We start from the raw sequence: 25,402 nt of genomic DNA on the forward strand, positions 1-25,402 counted from the left end.
TCGCGCAGTTCCCCGCGCCCCTTTCAGGGGCGCCGGGCCGAGGTCACCCGGTAGACGTCGTAGACGCCCTCCACGCCCCGTACCGCCTTGAGCACATGCCCGAGGTGCTTCGGGTCACCCATCTCGAACGTGAAGCGCGACGTGGCCACCCGGTCGCGAGAGGTCTGCACGGCCGCGGACAGGATGTTCACGTGCTGGTCCGAGAGGACCCGCGTCACGTCCGACAGCAGCCGGGACCGGTCCAGCGCCTCGACCTGGATGGCGACCAGGAAGACCGAGGACTGGGTCGGCGCCCACTCGACCTCGAGGATCCGTTCGGGCTCGCGGGACAGCGAGTCCACGTTCACGCAGTCGCTGCGGTGGACGGAGACGCCGCTGCCGCGGGTCACGAAGCCGATGATCGGGTCGCCGGGCACGGGCGTGCAGCAGCGGGCCAGCTTGACCCAGACGTCGTCGACGCCCTTGACCACCACGCCCGGATCGGCGTTGGACCGGCGCTTGGAGCGGCCGCGCGACGGCGGTGCGCTCTCGGCGATGTCCTCGTTGGCGGCCTCCTCGCCGCCGAGCGCCTGGACGAGCTTCTGCACGACGGACTGCGCCGTGACATGGCCCTCCCCGATCGCCGCGTAGAGCGACGAGATGTCGGGGTAGCGCATCTCGTGGGCGAGCGTGACGAGCGAGTCGCCGGTCAGGATCCGCTGGATCGGCAGGTTCTGCTTGCGCATGGCCCGCGCGATGGCGTCCTTGCCCTGCTCGATCGCCTCGTCGCGGCGCTCCTTGGAGAACCAGCCGCGGATCTTGTTGCGCGCCCGCGGCGACTTGACGAAGCCGAGCCAGTCGCGCGAGGGGCCGGCCCCGGAGGCCTTGGAGGTGAAGACCTCCACCAGGTCGCCGTTGTCCAGCGTGGATTCGAGGGGCACGAGGCGTCCGTTGACGCGTGCTCCTATGGTCCGGTGGCCGACCTCCGTGTGGACCGCGTACGCGAAGTCCACCGGGGTGGCCCCGGCCGGCAGCGCTATGACGTCGCCCTTCGGCGTGAAGACGAAGACCTCGTTGCGCGACAGGTCGAAGCGCAGGGACTCCAGGAACTCGCCCGGGTCCTCGGTCTCCTTCTGCCAGTCGAGGAGCTGGCGCAGCCACGCCATGTCGTTGAGGTGGTCGTCCTTGCCGGTCGACTTGGGCGCGTCCGAGCGCACCTTGGAGGCGCCGGCGACGGCCTCCTGCTTGTACTTCCAGTGCGCGGCGATGCCGTACTCGGCGCGGCGGTGCATGTCGAACGTACGGATCTGGAGCTCGACGGGCTTGCCGTTCGGGCCGATCACCGTCGTGTGCAGCGACTGGTACATGTTGAACTTGGGCATCGCGATGTAGTCCTTGAACCGCCCCGGAACCGGGTTCCAGCGGGCGTGGACGGTGCCCAGTGCCGCGTAGCAGTCGCGGACCGTGTCGACGAGGACGCGGATGCCCACCAGGTCGTAGATCTCCGCGAAGTCCCGGCCGCGGACGATCATCTTCTGGTAGACGCTGTAGTAGTGCTTCGGGCGGCCGGTGACGGTCGCCTTGATGCGGGCCGCGCGCAGGTCGGACTGCACCTCGTCGGTCACTATGGCCAGGTACTCGTCGCGCTTGGGGGCGCGCTCGGCCACGAGCCGCACGATCTCGTCGTACATCTTGGGGTAGAGGATCGCGAAGGCGAGGTCCTCCAGCTCCCACTTGATGGTGTTCATGCCCAGGCGGTGGGCGAGCGGCGCGTAGATCTCCAGGGTCTCGCGCGCCTTCTTCTCCTGCTTCTCGCGCTTGAGGTACCGCATGGTGCGCATGTTGTGCAGGCGGTCGGCGAGCTTGATCACGAGGACGCGCGGGTCCTTCGCCATCGCCACGACCATCTTGCGGACCGTCTCGGCCTGCGCGGCCTCGCCGAACTTGACCTTGTCCAGCTTGGTGACGCCGTCGACGAGCAGGGCGACCTGGTCGCCGAAGTCCCGCTTGAGGGTGTCGAGGCCGTACTCGGTGTCCTCGACGGTGTCGTGCAGCAGCCCGGCCATCAGCGTCGCCGGGTCCATGCCCAGCTCGGCGAGGATCGTCGTCACGGCGAGCGGGTGCGTGATGTACGGGTCGCCGCTCTTGCGCTTCTGGCCGCGGTGCCAGCGCTCGGCCACCTGATAGGCGCGCTCGATCTGGCGCAGCGTCGACGTCTCGATCTTGGGATCGTTGCTGCGCACGATCCGCAGCAGCGGCTCGAGGACGGGGTTGTACGGGTTCGAGCGCTGCACGCCGAGGCGGGCCAGGCGGGCGCGGACGCGGTTGGAGGAGCCGGAGCGGGCCGCCGGCTGGTTCGCGGCGGCACGGATGACGGGCGGCGGCGTGGCGCGCGGCTGCTCGGCGGCGGGCTTGGGGCGCGGCGACTCGGCAGCCTTGGTTCCGGGCGGCGGAGCGGGCTTCGCGCCGTTCACGGACGGGGCGCCGGACGCGGGCGTGCCGGATTCAGCCGCGCCCTGCGCAGCCTGGTGGTCGGGCGTGGCGGCGGTGAGTGGCTTGGCCTCGTCTGGCAACGGCGCTCCTCGTGCGCGGCGGGTCCCCCGTTCAGGTCCCTGAGAGCCCATGGTATCGATCCGGCGCCCAGCGAACGTATTCGGCCGGTGGTACGGCCTTGTACTGGAGAAACAACAGAGGCGGGCGCCGGATTCCTCCGGGCCCGCCCTGACGGCTGTGAACAGCGGTTTCAGACCACCAGCAGGGCGTCGAGCGGGGCGTCCTGGAGTGCGGGCTCCAGACGCGCGCGGCCGGGCAGGAAACCCAGCTCCATGAGGACCGCGACGCCCGCGACCTCGGCGCCGGCCCGGCGGATGAGGTGCAGGGCGGCCTCGGCGGTGCCGCCGGTGGCGAGCACGTCGTCGATGACCATGACCCGGTCGTCGGCGCTGAGGTCCTCGGCGTGCACCTCGATCTCGGCGGTCCCGTACTCCAGCGCGTAGGACTGCGAGAGCGTCGCTCCGGGCAGCTTGCCCGCCTTGCGTACGGGGATGAAGCCGAGGCCGGCGCGGATGGCGACCGGGGCGCCGAGGATGAAGCCGCGCGCCTCCAGGCCGACGACCTTGGTCGCGCCGTGCCGGACGCACAGCTCGGCGAGCGCGTCGGTGAGGGCAGTGAACGCCGACGGGTCCGCGAGGAGCGGGGTGATGTCCTTGAAGAGGACGCCGGGCTCCGGGTAGTCCTGCACATCACGGATGCGGCTGAGGAGCAGCTCCTTGATGTCGGTCATGTCTGCACCTCGGCGGGTCGGTGATGGAGTTGGCCGCGCACCCGTTTCGGCAGGTCCGCGCGGTCGTCAACCCTAGCAGTCGTGCCTGTCCGAAAAGGCACGGGCGCCAGGAGCGTCGCAGCTCCTGGCGCCCGTGCGCGTACGTGACCGAGGGGTCAGCGACGCTTGCCCGAGGGGCGGCCGCGGCCGCGGTTTCGGGCCGGCTGGTTGCGCGGACCCGCCCCGGCGGGGGCGGCGTCCTCCGGCTCGTCCTGCGCCTGCGGACCGTCGGCCTGGTGGCCGAGGACGGAGCCGGCCGGCTCCGCCTCCGCCTTGGCCGCGGCGGCGGCCCGCTTGGCGAGCACCCGCTTCTTGAGGGCCTTCATCTTCGGGTCGCGCTCCTTGAGGTCGGCGACCAGCGGAGTGGCGATGAAGATCGAGGAGTACGCACCGGCGGCGAGGCCGACGAAGAGCGACAGAGAGATGTCGTTCAGCATGCCGGCACCGAGGAAGCCGCCGCCGATGAACAGCAGGCCCGCCACCGGCAGGAGCGCGACGACCGTGGTGTTGATCGAGCGGACCAGGGTGGAGTTGATCGAGCGGTTCGCGATGTCGCTGTAGGTCCAGCGGGTCTGCTTCTCGATGCCCTTCGTCTGCTCCTTGAGCGAGTCGAAGACGACGACCGTGTCGTAGAGCGAGTAACCGAGGATCGTGAGCAGACCGATCACCGTGCCCGGCGTGACCTCGAAGCCCACCAGGGCGTAGATCCCGACGGTGATGGTGATGTCGTGGATCAGTGCGACGAGGGCCGCGATGGCCATCCGCCATTCGAAGGCGATCGCCAGATAGATCACGACGAGGACCATGAAGATGGCCAGGCCCTGCCAGGCCTTGTTGGCGATCGTCTCACCCCAGCTGGGGCCCACCAGGTCGGCGTTGATCTTGTCGGAGGGGATGCCCAGGTCCTTGGACAGGTCCTCCTTGATCTGGTCCGACTTGCCGGTGTCGATGCCCGCGATCTGGATGCGCAGACCGCCGGTGCCGAGCTTCTGCACGACCGCGTCGTGACCGCCGGCGGCCGCCTCGGCGTCCTTCTCCGCCTGTGCGGCGGAGACGGACGTCTTGGGCGTCGTGAAGACGGCGCCGCCCTCGAACTCGATGCCCATGTTGAGCCCGCGCACCGTCAGGCCGAGGATGGCCGTGATGGTGATCAGGATCGAGACGCCGTACCAGATCTTGCGCTTGCCGATGAAGTCGTAGCCGACCTCACCGCGATACAGCTTGGCGCCGAGATTGCCGAGCTTCGACATCTCACGCCTCCTTCGGGTCGACGGGACCGGCGGTACGACGGGTGCGGCGCAGCGGCGGCTGGACCCCGAGGCGCTTGGGGTCGAGGCCGGACCACTTGTGGCCGGTGAAGAACTTCCCGCGGGCCAGAATCGTCATCAGCGGCTTCGTGAAGAGGAAGACCACGACGACGTCGAGCAGGGTGGTCAGGCCGAGCGTGAACGCGAAGCCCTGCACCTTGCCGACGGTCACGATGTAGAGCACCGCGGCGGCGAGGAACGACACGAAGTCGGAGACCAGGATGGTGCGCCGGGCGCGCGGCCAGGCACGCTCGACGGCGGGCCGCACGGACCGGCCCTCCCGGATCTCGTCCCGGATGCGTTCGAAGAACACGATGAACGAGTCCGCGGTGATACCGATGGCGACGATCGCACCACACACCGCGGGCAGGTTCAGGGCGAAGCCGATGGCCGGGCCGAGGAGCGTCATCAGCGTGTACGTGAGGATGCCGGACACCAGCAGCGAGGCCAGGGCCACCATCGACAGACCCCGGTAGTAGACCACCAGGTAGATGACGACCAGGAGGAGGCCGATCGCGCCCGCGATCAGACCGGCGTGCAGCTGCTCACCGCCGAGCGCGGCGGTCACCGAGGTGACGCTCTGCTCGTGGAAGGTGAGCGGCAGGGCGCCGTAGGACAGCACGTTGGCCAGGTCCTGGGCGGACTGCTGGTTGAAGCTGCCGGAGATCTCGGCGTTGGAGCTCAGCACCGAGCTGACGCTGGGCGCCGAGACCACGTCGCCGTCGAGCACGATGGCGAACTGGTTCATCGGCTGCTGCTGGTCCTTCAGCTTGGCCGTGGTCGCCGCGAACTTCTTCGACCCGGAGCCCGTGAACTCCATGTTGACGACCCACTGGCCGCTCTGCTGGTTGATGGCGGCCTGGGACTTCTTGACGTCCTTGCCGTTCACCTCGGACGGGCCGAGGATGTACTTCGCCCACTGGCCCGACGAGTCCTTGCCGCAGGCGGCGATGGTGTCGGTCGGCTTGGCGCCCTCGTTGACCTTCGTCCGGGCCGCCGAGTCGGTGCAGTCCAGCTCGGTGAACTTCTTCTGCAGCGCGGCCGTGGCCGGGTCGGCGGAGGCGCTCGCGCTGGCCGACGGCGAGGCGGAGGCCTTGGCGTCGCCGCTCGCGGAGGAGCTGGGCGTCGCGTCGGCCTTCAGGGCGTCGGTGACGGCGCGGCCCTGCGAGGTGGCCGAGGAGGACGGCGTCGCGGAGGCCGACGAGCCGGTCGCCTTCTCGCCGGAGCCCGAGGTCGCCTTGTCCGTGGGCTTGCCGCTGGAGGAGGCGCTCGGCGACGGGCTCGCGGAGGAGTCCGCCGTCGGGGAGCCGGCGGCCATCGTCAGGACCGGACGGAAGTAGAGCTGAGCGGTCGTACCGACCTGCTCGCGCGCCTGCTTCTCGTTCGTACCCCGCGGGATGTTGACGATGATGTTGTCGGCGCCCTGCGTCTGGACCTCGGCCTCGGAGACACCCATGCCGTTGACACGGCGGTTGATGATGTCCGCCGCCGTGTCCATGTTGGTCTTGTTGATGGCGCTCTTGGACTGGCCCGGCTCGGTCTTGGCCTGCAGGGTGATGCTGGTGCCGCCCGCGAGGTCGATGCCGAGGCGGGGGGTGAACGTGCCGGAGATGAACATCCCGCCGACGAGCGCGACCATGACGATCACGATCAGGCTCAGAGCGCGGCCGGGCTTGCTCCCGGTACCTGCCCCTCGGCTCTTTTTAGGTGTGGCCACCTTCTCGTACTCCCTCTCCATCCGTCCGGCATCGGGGATGCGTGCCTGGACGGCCATGAAATGGTCGAGAATCCGCGCGCGTCACGCACGAACCGGACCCGCGGGGGACGCAAGCGGTACGTCCCCCCGGCTCCGGTCGTGACTACTTCGCGTCGGACTCGCCGTCGGTCTTCTTCGCCTCGGCAGCGGCCTCGGGGGCCGCGTCGGCCTTGGGGGCCTCGGCGGTCTCGTCGGCCGTGTCGGCCTCGTCCTTCTTGCCGAGGTCGATGCGCGAGTCGTCGGCGGCGGTCTCGTCGGTCTCGGTGAGGGACGACGCGTCGTCCGGCACGACGGCGTCATCGGACAGCTCGTCGTCGGCGGCCTCGGGGCCGTGGACGATGCGGTTGTACTCGTCGTCGGAGAGCACGGCGCCGATCGCGTTCTTCGCGAACATCAGGTGGACGCCGGGGCCCGCGTCGAGGAGGACCGTGTCCTCGTTGACCTCCTTGACCGTGGCGTACATGCCGCCGATGGTGCGGACGCCGGAACCGGGCTGCATTTCATTGCGCATATTCGCGGCCTGCTGCTGCTTCTTCTTGGCAGACCGGGTCATCAGGAACATGGCCCCGATGAGCACAATGAACGGGAGGAGGGTCACAGGACTCACGGGTGGGACTTCCTTCATACGACCGCATCAGATGCGCGGCCTTGTCGGGGGTGTGGTGTCGGCCGTCGTCCGTTGAATCACAAGGACGACGTCGGCGGAGTCTAAGCGAGTCCGCCATCTGGGAACAACGCTCAGCATGGCACCGGGGTTCCAGCACCGGCGAGGACGCGCGCCGTCACGCCCCGAACAGGTCCGCTTGTCCGCTTGCACCTGGTTTTCCTTGAGGCGCGGTGAGTCCGAGGTGGGCCCAGGCCGCGGGAGTGGCGACCCGGCCGCGCGGGGTGCGCGCGAGCAGGCCCTCCCGGACGAGGAAGGGCTCCGCGACCTCCTCCACCGTCTCTCGCTCCTCCCCCACCGCCACCGCGAGGGTCGACAGGCCCACGGGTCCGCCGCCGAACAGCTTGAGCAGGGCCTCCAGGACGGCGCGGTCCAGCCGGTCGAGGCCGCGGCCGTCCACCTCGTAGACCCCGAGGGCGGCGGCGGCGATGTCCCGGTTGATGTGGCCGTCGGCCTTGACCTGGGCGTAGTCGCGGACGCGGCGCAGCAGGCGGTTGGCGATGCGCGGGGTGCCGCGGGAGCGCCCGGCGATCTCGGCGGCTCCCGCCGGGTCGATCTCCACGTCGAGGAGTCCGGAGGAACGGTGGATCACCCGCTCCAGCTCGGCCGGCTCGTAGAACTCCATGTGCGCGGTGAAGCCGAAGCGGTCGCGCAGCGGCGGGGGCAGCAGGCCCGCGCGCGTGGTGGCGCCGACCAGCGTGAACGGCGGCAGTTCGAGCGGGATGGCGGTGGCGCCGGGGCCCTTGCCGACGATGACGTCGACGCGGAAGTCCTCCATCGCCATGTACAGCATCTCCTCGGCGGGCCGGGACATCCGGTGGATCTCGTCGAGGAAGAGGACCTCGCCCTCCTGGAGGGAGGAGAGGATCGCGGCCAGGTCGCCGGCGTGCTGGATGGCGGGGCCCGAGGTGATCCGGATCGGGGCGGCCATCTCCGCCGCGATGATCATGGAGAGGGTGGTCTTGCCGAGGCCGGGGGCGCCGGAGAGCAGGACGTGGTCGGCGGTGGCGCCGCGCGCGCGGGCGGCACGCAGCACCAGGTCGAGCTGTTCCCTGACCTTCTCCTGGCCGATGAACTCGTCCAGGTCCTTGGGGCGCAGGGCCGCCTCGACGGCCTGGTCCTCGCCGTCGGCGGACGCACCGACGAGCCGGTCGGCTGCCTGCGGGGCGGCTTCGTCGGTCGTCTCGTCCCAGTTCATGTGGTGTGCCTCGCGTTACGGATCTACGGGATCTACGGGATCTACGGGGATCAGGGGCCCGGGGTGGGCTGCTAGCGGGTGCGGTTGAGCGTCTGGAGGGCCGCCTTCAGGAGCTGGCCGACCTGCGGGGTGCCCTCGGCGGCCTCGGCCTGCGGGGTGACGGCGGCGACGGCCTCGTCGGCCTCGCGGGTCGCGTACCCGAGGCCGATCAGGGCGGCGTGCAGCTGGTCGCGCCAGCCGCTGGTCACGGAGGTGCCGATCGCCGGGCCGCCGGTGCCGAGCGGCTCGCCGAGGCGGTCCTTGTACTCCAGGAGGAGCTTCTGGGCGCCCTTCTTGCCGATGCCGGGGACGGCGGTGAGGGCCTTCTCGTCGCCGGTGGAGACGGCGCGGCGCAGGGCGTCGGGGCTGTGCACGGCGAGCATGGCCTGCGCCAGGCGCGGGCCGACGCCGCTCGCGGTCTGGAGGAGTTCGAAGGTCTGCTTCTCGTCGTCGTCCGCGAAGCCGTACAGGGTGAGCGAGTCCTCGCGCACGACGAGGGAGGTGGCGAGCTTGGTCTGCTGGCCGATCCGGAGCGTCGACAGCGTGTTCGGCGTGCACTGGAGGGCCATTCCGATGCCTCCGACCTCCACGACCGCGGCGTCCGGGGCGAGTGCGGCGACGGGGCCGCTGACGAAGGCGATCATGCGGTTCGGCCTTTCGATGCGTGCAGCGCTACGGCTTGCTGCAGTCGGTTCTGCGCGGGGGCGCGCCAGATGTGGCAGATGGCGAGGGCCAGGGCGTCGGCGGCGTCGGCCGGCTTGGGCGGCGCGTCGAGCCGGAGCAGCCGGGTCACCATGGCGCCCACCTGTGCCTTGTCGGCGCGGCCGCTGCCGGTGACGGCGGCCTTGACCTCGCTGGGCGTGTGCAGGGCGACGGGGATGCCGCGGCGCGAGGCGCACAGCATGGCGACGGCGCTCGCCTGGGCGGTGCCCATCACCGTACGGACGTTGTGCTGGCTGAACACCCGCTCCACGGCGAGGACTTCGGGCTCGTGCTCGTCGAGCCACCGCTCGATGCCCTGCTCGATGCCGACGAGGCGGTGGCCCAGATCGGCGTCCGGCGGGGTCCGCACCACGCCGACGCCGCGCATGGTCAGCGGCCGGCCCGCGACCCCCTCGACCACGCCGACACCGCACCGGGTCAGCCCCGGGTCCACGCCCAGTACGCGCAACGCCCTGCCCCCATTTCGATCGCCTGTTTGTGCAGGCTATCGGGTGACACTGACAAAGCGGCGGGCCGACGGGGTGTGTCCCGTCGGCCCGCCGCTGATGTCACGTCAGGCGTCGACCTTCTCCATGACCTCGTCGGAGACGTCGAAGTTGGCGAAGACGTTCTGCACGTCGTCGCTGTCCTCCAGCGCGTCGATCAGCTTGAAGATCTTGCGCGCGCCGTCCTCGTCGAGCTCGACCTGCATGGTCGGGACGAAGTTGGCGTCGGCCGAGTCGTAGTCGATGCCGGCGTCCACCAGCGCGGTGCGGACCGCGACCAGGTCGGTGGCCTCGGAGAGGACCTCGAAGGACTCGCCCAGGTCGTTGACCTCCTCGGCGCCCGCGTCGAGCACGGCGCCCAGGACGTCGTCCTCGGTCAGCTCGCCCTTGGGGACGACCACGACGCCCTTGCGGTTGAACAGGTACGACACGGAACCCGGGTCGGCCATGTTCCCGCCGTTGCGGGTCATCGCGACGCGCACGTCGGAGGCGGCGCGGTTGCGGTTGTCGGTGAGGCACTCGATGAGCACCGCGACACCGTTCGGGCCGTAGCCCTCGTACATGATCGTCTCGTAGTCGGCGCCGCCGGCCTCGAGGCCGCCGCCGCGCTTGACCGCGGAGTCGATGTTCTTGTTCGGGACCGACTGCTTCTTCGCCTTCTGGATGGCGTCGTACAGCGTCGGGTTGCCCTCGATGTCCGTGCCGCCCATGCGCGCCGCGACTTCGATGTTCTTGATCAGCTTCGCGAAGAGCTTGCCGCGCTTGGCGTCGATCACGGCCTTCTTGTGCTTCGTCGTAGCCCATTTAGAGTGGCCGGACATCTGCCTGTCTCCTTCGCGTAACCAACCTCATGAACGAACTCCCCGGGCAGCAGCGCGGGGGGACCCCGCAGATCCTACAAGGATCCCGCCTCGAGCTTCTCACGCACCATGTCCACGAACAGGCCGTGGAGCCGGTGGTCGCCCGTGAGCTCCGGGTGGAAGGACGTCGCGAGGGCACTGCCCTGGCGGACGGCGACGATGTGGCCGTCGTGCTCGGCGAGGACCTGCACCGCCGCGCCCACGGACTCGACCCAGGGGGCGCGAATGAAGACGCCCTCCACGGGAGCGCCCTCGACGCCGCTGACCTCGACCGCCGCCTCGAAGGACTCGTTCTGCCGCCCGAAGGCGTTGCGGCGCACGATCATGTCGATGCCGCCGACGGTCTCCTGGCCCGAGCGCGGGTCGAGGATCTTGTCGGCGAGCAGGATCATGCCGGCGCACGTGCCGTAGACCGGCATTCCTTCGCGCACGCGCGCGCGGAGCGGGTCCATGAGGCCGAAGAGATGGGCCAGCTTGGAGATGGTGGTCGACTCGCCGCCGGGGATGACGAGGCCGTCGACCTCGGCCAGTTCTTCGGGGCGCCGCACCGGCCTGGCCACGGCGTCCGCCGTGGCCAGGGCGATGAGGTGCTCCCGTACGTCGCCCTGGAGTGCCAGGACGCCGATGACGGGGGTGCTCATGAGTGCCTACCAGCCCCGGTTCGCGTAGCGCTCGGCCTCGGGGAGGGTGTCGCAGTTGATGCCGACCATGGCCTCGCCCAGGTTGCGGGAGGCGTCCGCGACGATCTTCGGGTCGTCGTAGAAGGTGGTGGCCTTCACGATGGCGGCGGCGCGCTTGGCGGGGTCGCCCGACTTGAAGATGCCGGAGCCGACGAAGACGCCCTCGGCGCCGAGCTGGCGCATCAGGGCGGCGTCGGCCGGGGTCGCGACACCGCCGGCGGAGAAGAGGACCACCGGCAGCTTGCCCAGCTCGGAGACCTCCTTGACCAGCTCGTAGGGGGCGCGCAGGTCCTTGGCGGCGGCGTACAGCTCGTTGTTGTCGAAGCCGCGCAGGCGGGCGATCTCGTTCTTGATCTGGCGCAGGTGGCGGACGGCCTCGACGACGTTGCCAGTGCCGGCCTCGCCCTTGGAGCGGATCATGGCCGCGCCCTCGGCGATGCGGCGCAGCGCCTCGCCCAGGTTGGTGGCGCCGCAGACGAACGGGGTCGTGAAGGCGAACTTGTCGCTGTGGTTGACCTCGTCGGCCGGGGTGAGGACCTCGGACTCGTCGATGTAGTCGACGCCGAGCGACTGCAGGACCTGGGCCTCGACGAAGTGGCCGATGCGGGACTTGGCCATGACCGGGATCGAGACGGCGTCGATGATGCCCTCGATCATGTCCGGGTCGGACATCCGGGCCACGCCGCCGTCCTTGCGGATGTCGGCCGGGACCCGCTCCAGGGCCATGACGGCGACGGCGCCCGCGTCCTCGGCGATCTTCGCCTGCTCGGGCGTGACGACGTCCATGATGACGCCGCCCTTGAGCTGTTCGGCCATGCCGCGCTTGACGCGGGCGGTACCGGTGGCGTTGGGCTCGTGGGACTGGGTGCTGACGGACACGGGTGACCTCACTCGGTGAACTCTGTGAAGAGGGCTTGTTGCTGCACCGAGGAAACCCCTGCGGACCAGGCCACTACAAGGGCCAATGAGAAGCCGGTGGCTCCTTCTGCCTGCGATCGACAGGGCGGCCCAGTGGCGGGCGGGTCAGGCCGTGGCGCGGTCGGCGAGCGCGACCGGAGGCTCGTCGTCCATCTCGAACGCCATCGGGAACGGCGCGTGGCCGGCGAGCCGGAACCAGCGGACCTTGCGGTGGCGGCGCAGGGCGCGGGCCGCGCGGACGGCGTCGTTGTGGAAGCGGCGGGCCATGGGGACCCGGCGCACGGCCTGGGCCAGCTCCTCCGCGGCCTCCTCGCCGCCGGGTGCCTCGCGCACCGCCTCGACCTGGTCGGGCTCGTTGAACACCGCTCTGAGCGCCTGGCTGAGCTCGCTCTCGGCGACCTCGCGCTGCTCCTCCTCGGCCTGCCGGGCCGCGTGCGCCGCCTCATACAGGACGATGGAGGCGGCCGGGTCGAGCACGCCGGAGGTGGCCAGTTCCTGGGCGACGGAGGCGCGGCGCAGGAGCTGGGCGTCGAGGGCGGCGCGGGCCGCGTCGATTCGGGCGTGCAGGCGGTCCAGGCGGCCCGCGGTCCAGCTCAGGTAGAGCCCGATCGCGAAGAGGGCTACGGCGATCCAGATGAGGGTGGCGGTCACGGGCGGCAAGGCTACCGTCGGTGCGGCCCGTCACCGCGCGGGCGGGCCGGGAGTCAGTCCCGGGCCAGCCCGAACCTCGACCTGAAGCGCCCGAGCCGCTCGTCCTCGGCCACCGCCGCCGCGCCCTGGGTCACCGTCTCGTACACGGAGAGGATGTCGGCGCCGACCGTCGACCAGTCGAAGCGGCGCACGTGCTTGCTGCCGCGTTCGCGCAGTTCGGCGCGGCGGTTGGGGTTGCCGAGGAGTTTGACGGCCGCCTCGGCCAGCGCGTCGGCGTCCTCGTTGGCGAAGAGTTCGCCGGCCGCGCCCTGATCGAGGACCTGGGCGAAGGCGTCCAGGTCGGAGGCGAGCACGGGGGCGCCCGCCGACATCGCCTCGACCAGGATGATGCCGAAGGACTCGCCGCCGGTGTTCGGGGCGACGTACACGTCGACGCTGGCGAGCAGCCGCGCCTTGTCCTCGTCGCTGACCATGCCGAGGAACTCGACCCGGTCGCGCATCTCGGCGGGCAGCGAGGCGACGGCCTCCTCCTCGTCGCCGCGGCCCGCGACCAGCAGCCGTGTCCCCGGGCGTTCGGCGAGGATCCTGGGCAGCGCCTTCATGAGGACCGGCAGGCCCTTGCGGGGCTCGTCGATCCGCCCGATGAAGCCGAGGGTGTCTCCCTGCCACTCGGGCTTCGGCTCGGCCCGTGCGAAGAAGTCGACGTCGACGCCGTTGGGGATGACGACCGCGTCGCCGCCGAGGTGTTCGACGAGGGTGCGGCGGGCGTACTCGCTCACGGCGATGCGCGCGCTGATCTTCTCCAGCGCGGGCTGCAGGATCGGGTACGCCGCGATCATGGCGCGCGAGCGGGGGTTGGAGGTGTGGAAGGTGGCGACGATCGGGCCCTGCGCGGCCCAGCAGGTGAGGAGCCCGAGGGACGGCGACGCCGGCTCGTGGATGTGGATCACGTCGAAGGTGCCGTCGTGCAGCCAGCGGCGTACCCGCGCGGCGCTCAGGAAGCCGAAGTTGAGCCGTGCGACCGAGCCGTTGTACGGGACGGGCACGGCGCGGCCGGCCGAGACGACGTAGGGCGGCAGGGGGGTCTCGTCGTCCGCCGGGGCGAGGACGGAGACCTCGTGTCCCAGGGCGATGAGGTGCTCCGCCAGATCGCGGATGTGGAACTGGACGCCGCCGGGCACGTCCCAGGAGTACGGGCAGACGATTCCGATCCTCACGCGGGCCGCTCCTCGAAGTGCTCGAGATCCGCGAGCCACAAGCGCTGCAGCATGTGCCAGTCCTCCGGGTGGTCGGCGATCCCCGTGGCGAAGGCATCGGCCAGCGCCTGTGTCATGACAGACGTCTTCTCGGCGCGGGTACCTGTCTCCGGTACGTCGATGGGCGGGTGGACGCGGCCGCGCATGACGGCCGATTCGTCGTACCAGAGGGTGACCGGCAGCAGCAGTGCGCCGGTCTGCTGGGCGAGCATGGCCGGGCCCGCCGGCATCCGGGTCGGCTCGCCGAAGAACTTCACCTCGACGCCCGACGAGGACAGGTCGCGGTCGGCGACCAGGCAGACGAGGCCGCCCGCGCGCAGCCGGCGTGCCAGCGTGCCGAAGGCGGCGCCGCCGGTGTGCGGCAGCACCTCCATGCCCAGGCCCTCGCGGTAGGCGACGAACCGGTCGTAGAGCGTCTCCGGCTTGAGCCGCTCGGCGACCGTCGTGAAGGGAGTCTCCAGCTTGGTGGTGACCCAGGCGCCCGCGAGGTCGTAGTTGCCCATGTGGGGCAGGGCGAGGACGACGCCCTTGCCGGCGGCGAGGCCGTCGACGAGATGGTGGACGTCCTGGGGCGTGAAGCCGTTCCGGATGCGGTCCTTGCTCCAGGTGGGGAGCCGGAAGGACTCCATCCAGTAGCGCAGGTACGACCGCATGCCGGCCTTGGACAGCCGCGCCAGGTGCTCGGGGCTCGCGTCGGGGACCACGCGCGCGAGATTCGCCTCCAGCCGGAGCACGCCCTTGCCGCGCTTCTTCCAGACGGCGTCCGCGATGGTCCGGCCGAGGCGGGTGGCGACCGGTTCGGGCAGCTTCTTGACCCCGGCCCAGCCGAGCCCGTACAGCGCGTCGGTGATCCGTTCCTGCGCGCCGCTCACGAGGCGGCCTCCTCCTGGGCCGACGCGGCCGCCTCGGCCTCGGCGGACTCCCGGCGCACCGTCACCACGCGCTGGATCAGAGTGACGAGGCTGCCGGCCGCGACGATCCACAGCGCGACGGGCAGCAGGTACTGAATGCCGGGCACGCCGAACTTGTGCAGACCCGCGAAGCCCGCGGCCACCAGGGTGATGACGAGCCGCTCGGCACGCTCGACCAGGCCGTTCACGGCGACCGGCAGGCCGATCGATTCTCCACGGGCCTTCGTGTACGAGACGACCTGGCCGCTGGCGAGGCAGAAGATGGACACCGCGCACAGCGTGTTGTCGTCGCCGCTGCCCGCGTACCAGAGCGCGAGGCCGCCGAAGATGGCGCTGTCGGCGACGCGGTCGAGCGTGGAGTCCAGGAAGGCGCCCCAGCGGCTGGAGCGGCCGAGCTGGCGCGCCATGTTGCCGTCCACGAGGTCCGAGAAGACGAACAGCGTGATGACGATCGTGCCCCAGAAGAATTCCCCGCGCGGGAAGAAGACCAGCGCTCCCGCCATCACTCCGGCCGTGCCGAGGAGAGTGACCGTGTCGGGACTCACCCCGCGACGGATGAGAAACGCGGCGAACGGTGTGAGGACACGCGTGAAGAATGCACGCGCGTACTTGTTCAGCATGGCCTTCCCGAGGGTCGGTGCCGCGTGGCCCCTCTGGCCACCGGCTGGCCCATCGTAGCCACGCGCGCCCGGATACGGCCGCCGGGCCACCACGCGCGCGTGCGATCTCGTACGACGTATGGACGCACCGTGACCGGAGTGGAAAGCTCGAAGGCACCGCGGGCGTCGCCGAGGCCGCCTCCCAACACGCGGGTTCGCGTGTCCGCATGCCGTGACCACGGCGTCCCGACAAGGGCCACCTCACCGTGAGAACGAACCGGGAGGCAAGGACACATGGGCGACAAGGCGAACGGACATCCCGGAGCCGCCGGCAGGGCGACGACGGCCGACCATCCCGCGTCCGTACGGAATGTGGTGCTGGTCGGCCACAGCGGATCGGGCAAGACGACCCTGGTGGAGGCGCTCGCGCTGACCGCGGGGGCGGTGAACCGGGCGGGCCGGGTCGAGGACGGCACGTGCGTCTCCGACTACGACGAGATCGAGCACCGCCAGCAGCGCTCGGTCCAGCTCTCCCTCGTCCCGGTGGAGTGGGGCGGCTTCAAGATCAATCTGCTGGACACCCCCGGCTACGCGGATTTCGTCGGGGAACTGAGGGCCGGTCTGCGGGCTGCGGACGCGGCCCTTTTCGTGGTCTCGGCGGCGGACGGCCCCGAGACCATGGCCGGGGCCACCCGGATGGTGTGGGACGAGTGCGCGGCGGTCGACATGCCGCGGGCCATCGTGGTCACCCACCTGGAGGCGGCCCGGGCCGGCTTCGGGGAGGTGACCCGCGCCTGCGCCGAGTCGTTCGGCGGCGACGACCCCGACGCCGTCCTGCCGCTGTACCTGCCGCTGCACGGGGCGCAGGGGGCGGACGGGCACGCGTCGGTGACGGGGCTGATCGGGCTGCTCTCCGAGCGGCTGTACGACTACGCGTCGGGCGAACGCAAGGAGTCCGAGCCCGACGCCGGGCAGCTGCCGCGGATCGAGGAGGCCCGCAACCGGCTCATCGAGGGGATCATCGCGGAGAGCGAGGACGAGACCCTGATGGACCGCTATCTGGGCGGCGAGGACGTCGACGTCAAGACGCTTGTCGAGGACCTGGAGCGGGCGGTGGCGCGGGGTGTCTTCCACCCGGTGCTCGCCGCGGCCCCGGCCGCCGAGGGCGGTCGGCAGGGCATCGGGACGGTCGAACTCCTGGAGCTGATCACGGGCGGTTTCCCGAGCCCCCTGGAGCGCGCGGCGCCGGCCGTGACGACACCGGGCGGGGCGGCCCGCGCGGTCACGTCCTGCGATCCGGACGGCCCGCTGGTCGCGGAGGTCGTGAAGACCGCCTCCGATCCCTATGTCGGCCGGGTCTCCCTCGTACGGGTCTTCTCCGGCACCCTGCGCCCGGACGAGACGGTGCACGTGTCGGGGCACGGGCTCGCGGACCGCGGCCACGAGGATCGCGCCCTCCACGAGGCGGACGAGCGGGTCGGGTCCCTGTCGGCGCCGTTCGGCAAGCAGCAGCGCTCCCTGACGCACTGCATCGCCGGCGATCTCGCCTGCGTGGCGAAGCTGAACCGGGCGGAGACCGGCGACACGCTCTCCGCGAAGGACGACCCGCTGCTGATGACACCGTGGGACATGCCGGACCCGCTGCTGCCGCTGGCGATCCAGGCGCACAGCAAGGCCGACGAGGACAAGCTGTCGCAGGGCCTGTCGCGGCTGGTCGCGGAGGATCCGACGATGCGGCTCGAACAGAACCAGGACACCCATCAGGTGGTGCTGTGGTGTCTGGGCGAGGCGCACGCGGACGTCGCGCTGGAGCGGCTGCGCAGCCGGTACGGCGTCCAGGTCGACGTCATCGGGCACAAGGTCTCCCTGCGGGAGACGTTCGCGGGCCGGTCGGCGGGGCGCGGCCGCCATGTGAAGCAGTCCGGCGGGCACGGGCAGTACGCGATCTGCGAGATCGAGGTGGAACCGCTGCCCGGCGGCTCGGGCATCCAGTTCGTGGACAAGGTCGTCGGCGGGGCCGTGCCGCGCCAGTTCATCCCGTCCGTGGAGAAGGGCGTGCGGGCGCAGGCCACCAAGGGGGTCGCCGCCGGGTATCCGCTGATCGACGTGCGGGTGACGCTGCTCGACGGCAAGGCGCACTCGGTGGACTCCTCGGACGCGGCGTTCCAGACGGCGGGCGCGCTGGCGCTGCGGGAGGCCGCCGCCGACACCCGGATCCATCTCCTGGAGCCGGTGGCCGAGGTCCAGGTCCTGGTCGGCGACGATTACGTGGGGGCGGTGATGAGCGACCTGTCCGGGCGGCGCGGCCGCGTCGTCGGCACCGAACAGGCGCCGGGCGGGCGCACCCTCGTACGGGCCGAGGTGCCGGAGATCGAGATCGGCCGGTACGCGGTCGACCTGCGCTCCCTGTCGCACGGCACGGCACGCTTCAGCCGCAGGTATGCCCGGCACGAGCCGATGCCGCCGCAGATCGGCGACCGGATCCGCGAACAGGCCGGGAACACGCCGTAGTCGGGGTACTTCCGGCCCCCGCGACCACCGACATCCCGCTTGGAGGGACGGATGTCGGTGGGGGCCGTTACGCTGGTCGACGATCAACATCATCAGGCCGATGAACCGATCAACAGGTGTGCGGGGCAGGGAAGTCGGGAAGAGCCGCAGCAGCGACGACATGCGGCGATGGGGGCGGCAGTGGCGGACGACGCATTCGATTTCAGGCCCGGGGCCCAGGTCCCGCTGCAGGGTTCCGCGGGACAGACCGCGGCGACCTTCGCCATCGCCTCGGCGGCGTACCGGGACGATCCGGCGGTCAAGATCGAGGAAGCCAACAACGACTGGCACAAGTCCGAGGTGACCAGCGGCAAGTCGTCGCTGTTCGCGCCCAATCTCGGCGAGGCGTTCTCGCGCGCGGTGCAGCTGCGGATGCTGGGCGGCGGCCGCAAGCCCCTCATCCAGTCGTTCGGCACCGAGCCCCAGGTGGTCGTCGAGCACTGTCTCGCGGCGAACAACATCCGGCGCGGGCGCGACCGGCTGCTCACGATCATCACCGTGGTCTTCGGGTTCCTGTTCCTGCCCGGTTTCCTGCTGTGGCTGGTCGCGTTCCAGATCCGCCAGCGGAACAACGCGCGGGTGGCGCTGGCGGAGAAGGAGGTCAAGGAGGCCTCGGGCAAGGGCGCGGCGGCGACGCGCGAGGCGAAGAAGCACGAGCGCGCGGCGCACGGCCGGTCGGCGGTCGCCACGACGATCATGGCCATCATCGGCGTCGGCATCGTGATCCTGCTGATCAAGCTGCCGTTCGGCGGTTTCTGGGCCTGGTACCTGCGGGCGTGCTTCGTCATGCCCGTGATCGGCGCGTTCTGGGCGCGGCGGGTCTGCGAGCGGACCGCGCAGGATCTGCGCGACCGGTGGGACGGGCTGCTCTCCGGCGGCGGTATCGGCGCGAAGATCCCGGAGGCGGTGCCCGGCAGCCCCGGCGAGACCGCGGCCGAGCAGCTGCGCCAGAACCTGGCCAAGCTGAGCGCCGAGCAGCAGTCGAACACGGTGTTCTACGCCGGTCCCAAGGGCATCCTGGGCATGGGCACTCGCTGGGGCAGCTGGCAGCTCGCCGAGGATCTGGTCTCGCGCGAGCCGGGCAAGGAGATCCACCCGTTCCGCAGCTGGGACGTCATCCGCGTGATCCACGACCAGCTGCGGATGCTGGAGCGGGGCCCGCTGCACACGGGCGGCTTCCCGACCCCGTCGATCAAGCACTGGATCGTCACCCCGATCGGGGAGAACGCGAAGGCGGTGGCCCGCCCCACGGGCGAGGACGTCGACGCGTTCCAGATCAAGCAGCACGAGATACAGCGGATCTGCAACGAGCAGCAGTTCGGCAGCGGCGACCGTCACTACCTGGGCGTCCAGTTCACGCTCTGGGACGGCCAGTTGGTGATCACCATGCTGATCACGGTGACGGTGCTGCACGAGACGCTGCGCATCGAGGTGACCGGGCACGCGCTGGGCCCGGTGCACTCCCTGTTCACGTCGAAGCCCGAGGGGAAGACCAAGACGGTCGCCAAGTCCATACGGTTCTGGGAGACCACGGACAAGTCGCTCCCGCTGATCGAGGCGGACGACGCGGTCCGGATCGCCGTCCGCGCCCCCTTCTCCTGGTACCCGCCGCTCCTGGACTTCCTGGGCGGCAAGCTGGTCCTGCCCGAGCCGTTCGGGTTGCGGCACGCCTGGGCCGACCAGCCCTGGCGGCACCGCTTCATGGCGGACGACGCGCTGCGCACCGCGACCCCGGTGCTGCGCGTGGTCCACTCCGCGGCCATCAAGGTCCTGGAGGAACACGGCGTGGACACCGAGAAGTTCGGCAACCGCTCCGGCGTCCTCAGCGGCCTGGTCCAGGACCCGTCTCCGCGCAAGGCCGACGTGTACGACGCGTAGGCCCCGTCCACCTCTCGGTGCGGTACGTGAACCGGGGCATCCAGTACTGCGCCACCGGCCCCACCGACACCGCGTACAGCACCGTGCCGACGCCCACTCCCCCGCCAAGCAGCCAGCCGGCGGTGAGGACCACGAGCTCGATGGCGGTGCGCACGGTACGCACGCTGCGGCCCGTCAGGGCGGTGAGACCGGTCATCAGGCCGTCGCGCGGACCCGGCCCGCAGCGGGCGCCGACATAGACGGCGATCGAGAGCCCGTTGAGGAGGATCCCGGCCGCGAGCAGCGCGGCGCGGGCCGGGAGCGCGAGGCCGGAGGGCAGCAGCCACAGCCCCAGGTCGCAGGACCAGCCCACGGTGAGGATGTTCGCGAAGGTGCCCAGGGTGGGGCGCTGGCGCAGCGGGATCCAGAGCAGCAGGACGGCCGCGCCGATCAGATTGGTGAGCGTGCCGAAGCTGAGCGGGACGTGGTGGGCGAGCCCTTCGTTGAGGACGCTCCACGGGGCGAGGCCCAGGCCCGAGCGGATCATGAGCGCGACGCTGAACCCGTACAGGAACAGGCCGGCGACGAGCTGCGGCAGCCGGCGGGCGGGCCGTTCGCGCAGCGGTACGTACGACAGGGACATCACAACTCCGGAGACAGGGCGTGCGCCGCGGAAGGGCGGCTTCAGGGCCAATGCCGTCACTCTGTAGATTGATTGGCCCGACATGCAGGGCCAATCACGGGAGAATGGTGTGGTTCCCGACTCCGAAACCGGCGGTCACGGCGCCCGGACACCCCGGACCATCGGGGCCCGCCGGCTCGCCGCGCTGCTGCCCGACCCGGCGCGCTCCAGGCCCGCCTACCGTCATCTGGCGCACGCCATCGGCGAGTTGATCCTCGACGGGCGGCTCGCGCTGCATGTGCGGCTGCCCGCGGAGCGGGAGCTGGCGAGCGCGCTGGGCACCAGCCGGACCACGGTCACGGCCCTGTACGACCTGCTGCGCGAGAGCGGCTACGCGCACAGCCGGCAGGGCTCCGGCACCTGGACGGCGCTGCCCGCGGGCCACGCCGCCAAGGGCGTCAGCAGGCTGCTGCGCCCCGAGGACACCGCGATCGACCTGGCCCGGGCCGCCGCCGCGCTGCCCGGCCGGATCCTCGCCGACACCCTCGCCGAGATCGCCCCGCAGGCGGCCGGGCACGCGGGCACCCTGGGCTACCACCCGTACGGGCTGCCGGAGTTGCGGGCGGTGATCGCCGACCGGTTCACGGCGCGCGGTCTGGCCACCACCCCGGAGCAGATCCTGGTCACCTCGGGCGCCCAGCACGGTCTGTCGCTCGCCCTGGCCCTGCTGGCCGGGCCCGGGGACCGGGTCATGGTCGAGAACCCGTCCTATCCGAACGCCCTGGAGGCGCTGCGCCGCGGCGGACTGCGCACGGTGTCGGTCCCCGTGACGGACGGCCCCGCCGACGACGGCACAGACGACGGCGACGGCACCGGCGGCTGGGACGTCGAGATCGTCGAGTCGACGCTGCGCCGCGCCGTGCCGCGGCTCGGCTATCTGATCCCGGACTTCCACAACCCCACGGGCCGGGTGCTGCCGCCCGCCGGGCGGGCCCGGGTGCTGGCGGCCGCGCACCGCTCCGGGACCTGGCTGATCGTCGACGAGACCCTGGCGGAGCTGGCGCTCGACGCACCGGCGCCGCCGCCGTTCGCGGCGCACGGCACGGCCGAGGCGGCGGGCAAGGTCATCACGACCGGATCCCTGAGCAAGACGCACTGGGCGGGCCTGCGCATCGGCTGGCTGCGCGCCCCGGCCCGCCTGGTGACGGAGCTGGCGGCGCAGCGCGTGGCGACCGACATGGGCGGCTCGGTCGTGGACCAGCTGCTGGCGCTGGCCCTGCTGACCAGGACCGACGATCTGCTGTCCGGCCACCTCGACCGCCTGCGCGAGAACCGTGCCGCGCTCGTCGGGGCGCTCCACCGGCACACGCCCCGGTGGACGTGGCGCACCCCGCCCGGCGGCCTCTCCCTCTGGATCGACCTGGGAGCGCCGGTCTCCTCGGCGCTGGCCGAGCGGGCGCTCGCGCACGGGGTGCGGATCGAGGGCGGCGGCTATTTCGGTACGGATCCGGGCCTGTTCGAGAACCGGCTGCGCATCCCGTTCACCCTGCCGCCGGACACGCTCACCGAGGCGGTGCAGCGGCTGGCCCGCGCGCTCGCCGAGGAGCCGGGCGCGGCCGCGCCGGCGCACCGGCCGCACTGGATCGCGTAGGACGGGGAAACGGGCGGACCCGGGTCACCCCGCATCCGCCCGTCGACAGGTACCGGTTCAGGCGCCCGGCCACGCCTTGGCGAGCGCGGTGCGGGTGTCGGCCAGCATCTGCGGCAGCACCTTGGTGTGGCCGACGACCGGCATGAAGTTGGTGTCGCCGCCCCAGCGCGGGACGACGTGCTGGTGCAGGTGCGCGGCGATGCCGGCACCGGCGACCGCGCCCTGGTTCATGCCGATGTTGAAGCCGTGCGCGCCGGAGGCGGCCCGCAACGCGGTCATCGCGTGCTTGGTGAAGACGGCCAGCTCGGCGGTCTCGGCGTCGTCGAGGTCGGTGTAGTCGGCGACGTGCCGGTAGGGCAGCACCATCATGTGCCCGCCGTTGTACGGGTACAGGTTGAGGATCGCGAAGACGTGCTCGCCGCGCGCCACGATCAGCGCGTCCTCGTCGGTCTTGCCGGGAGCGGCGCAGAAGGGACAGCCGTCGTCGGCTCCGGGGCCCGTCGGTTTGCCCTCGCCCTGGATGTAGGCGATGCGGTGCGGGGTCCACAGACGCCCGAATCCGTCCGGTTCACCCACTGGACCGATCTGCTGCTCCGGCTCACTCGTCATGAAGTGCAGCATATGGCGTGACCTCGGGACAGCGTGTCGCCGGGTGGGATACCGGGTGGCCGCACGCGATGCTGTGCGGATGACGGAGAGCCCCCTCGCCCGCTGGGAGCGGTACAACGGCGCCGTGCTCGGCGTGGCCTCCCTGCTGTACCTCGCCAGCTACGCGGTCCGGGTCCTGGGCCACGGCCTGCCCGCCGCCGTGCGCGACCTGTGTCTGGCGGTGACCTTCGCGTCCTGGGCCGTGTTCGCCCTGGACTACGGGGTGCGGCGGCGGCTCAGCGGGCAGCGCTGGCCGCGCTTCGTGCGCACGCACTGGCTGGACACGGTGGTGCTGGTGCTGCCGCTGCTGCGGCCGGTGCGGATCGTGCAGGCCTACGAGACGGTGCAGGCGCACCACGACGGGCCGCGGCTCGCCCTGCACGCGCGCGTGATCACGTACGCCGGTGTCTCGGTGACCCTGCTCGGCTTCGCGGGCTCGCTCGCCCTGTACCAGCAGGAGCGCACCGCTCCGGGCGCGGACATCGTCACGTACGGGGACGCGGTCTGGTTCACCTGCACGACGCTGTCGACCGTGGGCTACGGCGATCTGGCGCCGGTGACGCCGCTGGGGCGTCTCATCGCGGTGGGCGTGATGGCCTGTGGTCTGGCCCTGCTGGGCGCGGTCACCGGCACGTTCTCGTCGTGGCTGCTCCAGGTCTTCGCGCGGGAGGGCGAGAGGCCCCCGGGGAACTCCCCGGGGGCCTCCGACGGCAAGGACTGAGGCTCAGACCTGCGCGCGCTCCTCGACGACCTTCACGATCTTCGCGATGGCCTCGTCGACCGGGATGCCGTTCTCCTGCGAGCCGTCGCGGTAGCGGAAGGACACCGAACCGGCGTTCATGTCCTCGTCGCCCGCGATGACCATGAAGGGCACCTTGGCCTTCTGCTGGTTGCGGATCTTCTTCTGCATCCGGTCCGAGGACGCGTCGACCTCGACGCGCAGGCCCTGGGCACGGGCCTTCTCGGCGAACTGCTGAAGGTACTCCACGTGCCCGTCGCCGATCGGGATGCCGACGGCCTGGACCGGGGCCAGCCACGCCGGGAACGCGCCCGCGTAGTGCTCCAGGAGCACGCCGAAGAACCGCTCGATCGAGCCGAACAGGGCGCGGTGCAGCATAACGGGCTGCTGGCGCGAGCCGTCCGCCGCGGTGTACTCCAGGCCGAACCGCTTGGGCTGGTTGAAGTCCACCTGGAGGGTCGACATCTGCCAGGACCGGCCGATGGCGTCCTTGGCCTGCACGGAGATCTTCGGGCCGTAGTAGGCGGCGCCGCCCGGGTCCGGGACCAGCGGGAGGCCCTGCTTCTCGGCGGCCTGGCGCAGCGCCTCGGTGGCCTCCGCCCAGTCCTCGTCCGAGCCGATGAACTTGTCGGAGTCGTCGCGGGTGGACAGCTCCAGCTCGAACTCGGTCAGGCCGTAGTCGCGCAGCAGGTCGAGGACGAAGGTGAGCAGCTTGTCGAGCTCCTCGCCCATCTGCTCCTTGGTGCAGTAGATGTGCGAGTCGTCCTGGGTGAAGCCGCGCGAGCGGGTCAGGCCGTGCACGACGCCGGACTTCTCGTAGCGGTACACGGTGCCGAACTCGAAGAGCCGCAGCGGCAGTTCACGATAGGAACGGCCACGAGACTTGAAGATCAGGTTGTGCATCGGGCAGTTCATCGCCTTGAGGCGGTAGTTCTGCTCGTCGAACTCGATCGCCGGGAACATGCCCTCCGCGTAGTGCGGCAGGTGGCCCGAGGTGTGGAAGAGGCCTTCCTTGGAGATGTGCGGGGTGTTCACGAACTCGTAGCCGGAGACCTCGTGGCGGCGCCGCGAGTAGTCCTCCATGACCTTGCGGACCACGCCGCCCTTGGGGTGGAACACCGCGAGGCCCGGGCCCAGCTCCTCCGGGAAGGAGAACAGGTCCAGCTCGGCGCCCAGCTTGCGGTGGTCGCGCTTCTCGGCCTCGGCGAGGAAGTCGAGGTAGCCCTTGAGCTCGTCCTTGGTCGGCCAGGCGGTGCCGTAGATGCGCTGGAGCTGCGGGTTCTTCTCGCTGCCGCGCCAGTAGGCGGCGGCCGAGCGCATCAGCTTGAAGGCGGGGATGACCCGGGTCGACGGCAGGTGCGGGCCGCGGCAGAGGTCCTTCCAGCACAGCTCGCCGGTCTTGGCGTCGAGGTTGTCGTAGATGGTCAGCTCGCCGCCGCCCACCTCGGCGTCGGCGCCGTCGGCGGCCTGCGCCGCGTTGCCCTTGAGGCCGATGAGCTCCAGCTTGTAGGGCTCGTCGGCGAGCTCGACGCGGGCGTCGTCGTCGGTGGTGACCCGGCGGGAGAACTTCTGGCCCCGCTTCTGGATCTCCTGCATCTTCTTCTCGACGCGCTTGAGGTCCTCAGGGGTGAACGGCTCCTTGACGTCGAAGTCGTAGTAGAAGCCGTCCTTGATGGGCGGGCCGATGCCGAGCTTGGCGTCCGGGAACAGCTCCTGGACGGCCTGCGCCATGACGTGCGCGGTCGAGTGCCGCAGGATGTTCAGCCCGTCCTCGGACGAGATCTCCACGGGCTCGACGGTCTCGCCGTCGGCGAGGACGTACGCGAGGTCCTTCAGCTCCCCGGCCACCCGGGCCGCGACGATGCTGCGCTCACCGGCGAAGAGCTCGGCGGCCGTCGTGCCCGTGGTCACCACGCGCTCGTCCCGCTCGGAATCGCGTTGGATGATCACACGGACTTCTGACACCGGTCTCTCCTGACTGAAAGGG

General features: G+C 71.0%; 22 protein-coding genes. 4 read left to right on the top strand and 18 right to left on the bottom strand.

The features are described from left to right. Positions 1–23 precede the first annotated feature (23 nt). The 15 genes from ABII15_RS06770 to pgsA all read right to left on the bottom strand — a co-directional run bounded on the left by ABII15_RS06770 (position 24) and on the right by pgsA (position 15,369). Positions 24–2,552 carry a RelA/SpoT family protein gene (locus tag ABII15_RS06770; RefSeq protein ID WP_353941359.1) on the bottom strand — a complete coding sequence of 843 codons (2,529 nt, stop codon included), beginning with the start codon at positions 2,550–2,552 and terminating at the stop codon, positions 24–26. Positions 2,553–2,722: 170 nt separating this feature from the next. Continuing rightward, positions 2,723–3,262, bottom strand: a complete 540-nt coding sequence (locus ABII15_RS06775) for an adenine phosphoribosyltransferase (RefSeq protein ID WP_353941360.1) — start codon at positions 3,260–3,262, stop codon at positions 2,723–2,725. Positions 3,263–3,417: 155 nt separating this feature from the next. Continuing rightward, entirely contained in the window at positions 3,418–4,551 is a 1,134-nt protein-coding gene (gene secF / locus ABII15_RS06780) for a protein translocase subunit SecF (RefSeq protein WP_353941361.1), read from the bottom strand. 1 nt (position 4,552) lies between these two features. Further along, positions 4,553–6,325 carry a protein translocase subunit SecD gene (gene secD / locus ABII15_RS06785; RefSeq protein ID WP_353946979.1) on the bottom strand — a complete coding sequence of 591 codons (1,773 nt, stop codon included), beginning with the start codon at positions 6,323–6,325 and terminating at the stop codon, positions 4,553–4,555. A 142-nt stretch (positions 6,326–6,467) separates the two neighbouring features. Further along, entirely contained in the window at positions 6,468–6,971 is a 504-nt protein-coding gene (gene yajC, locus ABII15_RS06790) for a preprotein translocase subunit YajC (protein WP_353941362.1), read from the bottom strand. 175 nt (positions 6,972–7,146) lie between these two features. Beyond that, positions 7,147–8,226, bottom strand: a complete 1,080-nt coding sequence (gene ruvB / locus ABII15_RS06795; protein ID WP_353941363.1) for a Holliday junction branch migration DNA helicase RuvB — start codon at positions 8,224–8,226, stop codon at positions 7,147–7,149. 71 nt (positions 8,227–8,297) lie between these two features. Next, positions 8,298–8,909, bottom strand: a complete 612-nt coding sequence (ruvA, locus tag ABII15_RS06800) for a Holliday junction branch migration protein RuvA (RefSeq protein WP_353941364.1) — start codon at positions 8,907–8,909, stop codon at positions 8,298–8,300. After that, a complete protein-coding gene (ruvC, locus tag ABII15_RS06805) occupies positions 8,906–9,436 on the bottom strand; it encodes a crossover junction endodeoxyribonuclease RuvC (RefSeq protein ID WP_353941365.1) in 531 nt (176 codons plus the stop codon). The genes ruvA and ruvC overlap by 4 nt, the downstream gene beginning before the upstream one ends. A gap of 105 nt (positions 9,437–9,541) precedes the next feature. Next, positions 9,542–10,294, bottom strand: coding sequence for a YebC/PmpR family DNA-binding transcriptional regulator (locus ABII15_RS06810; protein WP_111665685.1), 753 nt, complete (start codon positions 10,292–10,294; stop codon positions 9,542–9,544). A 74-nt stretch (positions 10,295–10,368) separates the two neighbouring features. Continuing rightward, positions 10,369–10,974 carry a pyridoxal 5'-phosphate synthase glutaminase subunit PdxT gene (gene pdxT / locus ABII15_RS06815; protein WP_353941366.1) on the bottom strand — a complete coding sequence of 202 codons (606 nt, stop codon included), beginning with the start codon at positions 10,972–10,974 and terminating at the stop codon, positions 10,369–10,371. Positions 10,975–10,980: 6 nt separating this feature from the next. Further along, on the bottom strand, positions 10,981–11,892 hold the full coding sequence (gene pdxS, locus ABII15_RS06820) for a pyridoxal 5'-phosphate synthase lyase subunit PdxS (protein ID WP_353941367.1): 912 nt from the start codon (positions 11,890–11,892) through the stop codon (positions 10,981–10,983). A gap of 144 nt (positions 11,893–12,036) precedes the next feature. Next, positions 12,037–12,582, bottom strand: coding sequence for a hypothetical protein (locus tag ABII15_RS06825; protein WP_353941368.1), 546 nt, complete (start codon positions 12,580–12,582; stop codon positions 12,037–12,039). A 53-nt stretch (positions 12,583–12,635) separates the two neighbouring features. Then, positions 12,636–13,799 (bottom strand): glycosyltransferase family 4 protein, encoded by a 1,164-nt coding sequence (locus ABII15_RS06830; protein WP_353941369.1) that lies wholly within the window; start codon positions 13,797–13,799, stop codon positions 12,636–12,638. Beyond that, a complete protein-coding gene (locus tag ABII15_RS06835) occupies positions 13,796–14,710 on the bottom strand; it encodes a phosphatidylinositol mannoside acyltransferase (protein ID WP_353941370.1) in 915 nt (304 codons plus the stop codon). The genes ABII15_RS06830 and ABII15_RS06835 overlap by 4 nt, the downstream gene beginning before the upstream one ends. Beyond that, positions 14,707–15,369, bottom strand: coding sequence for a phosphatidylinositol phosphate synthase (gene pgsA, locus ABII15_RS06840; protein WP_353941371.1), 663 nt, complete (start codon positions 15,367–15,369; stop codon positions 14,707–14,709). The genes ABII15_RS06835 and pgsA overlap by 4 nt, the downstream gene beginning before the upstream one ends. 273 nt (positions 15,370–15,642) lie before the next feature. On the opposite strand from pgsA, the gene ABII15_RS06845 reads away from it, so the two are divergent. Beyond that, positions 15,643–17,859 carry an elongation factor G-like protein EF-G2 gene (locus ABII15_RS06845; protein WP_353941372.1) on the top strand — a complete coding sequence of 739 codons (2,217 nt, stop codon included), beginning with the start codon at positions 15,643–15,645 and terminating at the stop codon, positions 17,857–17,859. A gap of 168 nt (positions 17,860–18,027) precedes the next feature. Continuing rightward, on the top strand, positions 18,028–19,776 hold the full coding sequence (locus tag ABII15_RS06850; protein ID WP_353941373.1) for a hypothetical protein: 1,749 nt from the start codon (positions 18,028–18,030) through the stop codon (positions 19,774–19,776). On the opposite strand, the gene ABII15_RS06855 is transcribed toward ABII15_RS06850, so the two are convergent. Then, positions 19,721–20,398 carry a hypothetical protein gene (locus ABII15_RS06855; protein WP_353941374.1) on the bottom strand — a complete coding sequence of 226 codons (678 nt, stop codon included), beginning with the start codon at positions 20,396–20,398 and terminating at the stop codon, positions 19,721–19,723. The genes ABII15_RS06850 and ABII15_RS06855 overlap by 56 nt on opposite strands. Positions 20,399–20,507: 109 nt before the next feature. On the opposite strand from ABII15_RS06855, the gene ABII15_RS06860 reads away from it, so the two are divergent. Continuing rightward, positions 20,508–22,028, top strand: coding sequence for a PLP-dependent aminotransferase family protein (locus ABII15_RS06860; RefSeq protein ID WP_353941375.1), 1,521 nt, complete (start codon positions 20,508–20,510; stop codon positions 22,026–22,028). Positions 22,029–22,085: 57 nt separating this feature from the next. On the opposite strand, the gene ABII15_RS06865 is transcribed toward ABII15_RS06860, so the two are convergent. Continuing rightward, the gene (locus ABII15_RS06865; protein WP_353941376.1) at positions 22,086–22,649 is read right to left on the bottom strand and encodes an HIT domain-containing protein; all 564 of its coding nucleotides are present in this window, start codon (positions 22,647–22,649) and stop codon (positions 22,086–22,088) included. A 67-nt stretch (positions 22,650–22,716) separates the two neighbouring features. Between ABII15_RS06865 and ABII15_RS06870 the strand changes: the two genes are divergently transcribed. After that, positions 22,717–23,397, top strand: coding sequence for a potassium channel family protein (locus ABII15_RS06870; RefSeq protein ID WP_353941377.1), 681 nt, complete (start codon positions 22,717–22,719; stop codon positions 23,395–23,397). Between the two features lie 3 nt (positions 23,398–23,400). On the opposite strand, the gene thrS is transcribed toward ABII15_RS06870, so the two are convergent. Beyond that, complete coding sequence (thrS, locus tag ABII15_RS06875; RefSeq protein ID WP_353941378.1) at positions 23,401–25,380, bottom strand: threonine--tRNA ligase; 1,980 nt, start codon at positions 25,378–25,380, stop codon at positions 23,401–23,403. Positions 25,381–25,402: the final 22 nt, after the last annotated feature.

This window comes from Streptomyces sp. HUAS MG91 (genome assembly GCF_040529335.1).
Lineage (GTDB): Bacteria > Actinomycetota > Actinomycetes > Streptomycetales > Streptomycetaceae > Streptomyces > Streptomyces tabacisoli.

Excerpts from the sequence above, each read along its gene's own strand:
- pgsA (WP_353941371.1), bottom strand. The coding sequence starts at position 15,369 with ATGCTGAACAAGTACGCGCGTGCATTCTTCACGCGTGTCCTCACACCG.
- ABII15_RS06810 (WP_111665685.1), bottom strand. The coding sequence starts at position 10,294 with ATGTCCGGCCACTCTAAATGGGCTACGACGAAGCACAAGAAGGCCGTG.
- ruvA (WP_353941364.1), bottom strand. The coding sequence starts at position 8,909 with ATGATCGCCTTCGTCAGCGGCCCCGTCGCCGCACTCGCCCCGGACGCC.
- ABII15_RS06845 (WP_353941372.1), top strand. The coding sequence starts at position 15,643 with ATGGGCGACAAGGCGAACGGACATCCCGGAGCCGCCGGCAGGGCGACG.
- ruvB (WP_353941363.1), bottom strand. The coding sequence starts at position 8,226 with ATGAACTGGGACGAGACGACCGACGAAGCCGCCCCGCAGGCAGCCGAC.
- ABII15_RS06855 (WP_353941374.1), bottom strand. The coding sequence starts at position 20,398 with ATGTCCCTGTCGTACGTACCGCTGCGCGAACGGCCCGCCCGCCGGCTG.
- ABII15_RS06865 (WP_353941376.1), bottom strand. The coding sequence starts at position 22,649 with ATGCTGCACTTCATGACGAGTGAGCCGGAGCAGCAGATCGGTCCAGTG.
- ABII15_RS06850 (WP_353941373.1), top strand. The coding sequence starts at position 18,028 with ATGGGGGCGGCAGTGGCGGACGACGCATTCGATTTCAGGCCCGGGGCC.
- secF (WP_353941361.1), bottom strand. The coding sequence starts at position 4,551 with ATGTCGAAGCTCGGCAATCTCGGCGCCAAGCTGTATCGCGGTGAGGTC.
- ABII15_RS06775 (WP_353941360.1), bottom strand. The coding sequence starts at position 3,262 with ATGACCGACATCAAGGAGCTGCTCCTCAGCCGCATCCGTGATGTGCAG.
- ABII15_RS06870 (WP_353941377.1), top strand. The coding sequence starts at position 22,717 with ATGACGGAGAGCCCCCTCGCCCGCTGGGAGCGGTACAACGGCGCCGTG.
- pdxT (WP_353941366.1), bottom strand. The coding sequence starts at position 10,974 with ATGAGCACCCCCGTCATCGGCGTCCTGGCACTCCAGGGCGACGTACGG.